Below are 474 nucleotides of genomic sequence, written 5' to 3'. Positions count from 1 at the left end.
GCTTAAGCAATGCCAGCACCACAGCCACAAGTGTCAGCCTCGCCTTAGGCGGCGGTACAGCAACGGGCAGTGGTACCGATTACGGCAGCGCCACAGCGACTAATCTGCAAGTGTCCACCGATGGTGGCGCAACGTGGGGCAATGCGACGACCGCAACGATTGCGGCAGGTAGCACGAGTGTGTTGGTACGGACACCGATCACCGATGATCTGATCAATGAAGTGACTGAAACCTTTGATTTAACAGTCACCCGCACAGCAGGTACGACCACCAATGCCTCCGCAGTCGGTACCGCGACGATTACTGACAATGACGGTACACCAAGCCTGTCAATCAACGACGTCACGGTCAACGAAGCAGCCGGCACAGCGACTTTCACAGTCACCTTGTCCGCAGCCTCTGGTCAAACAGTTTCTGTCGGTTACAACACCAGCAATGGCACGGCCACTGCCGGCAGTGACTACACAGCAGCAA

At 56.5% G+C, this 474-nt stretch carries 1 protein-coding gene; it reads left to right on the top strand.

Translation table 11 applies throughout. From position 1 onward, the window contains the following. Positions 1 to 474, top strand: a 474-nt coding sequence (locus H8K55_RS21305) for a Calx-beta domain-containing protein (protein WP_186944255.1), incomplete at both ends; no start/stop codon positions are given.

This window comes from Affinundibacterium flavidum (assembly GCF_014284175.1).
GTDB lineage: Bacteria > Pseudomonadota > Gammaproteobacteria > Burkholderiales > Burkholderiaceae_D > Undibacterium > Undibacterium flavidum.
Note: the sequence above shows the minus strand (reverse complement) of the source record. Positions and strands in the feature narration are given on the sequence as shown.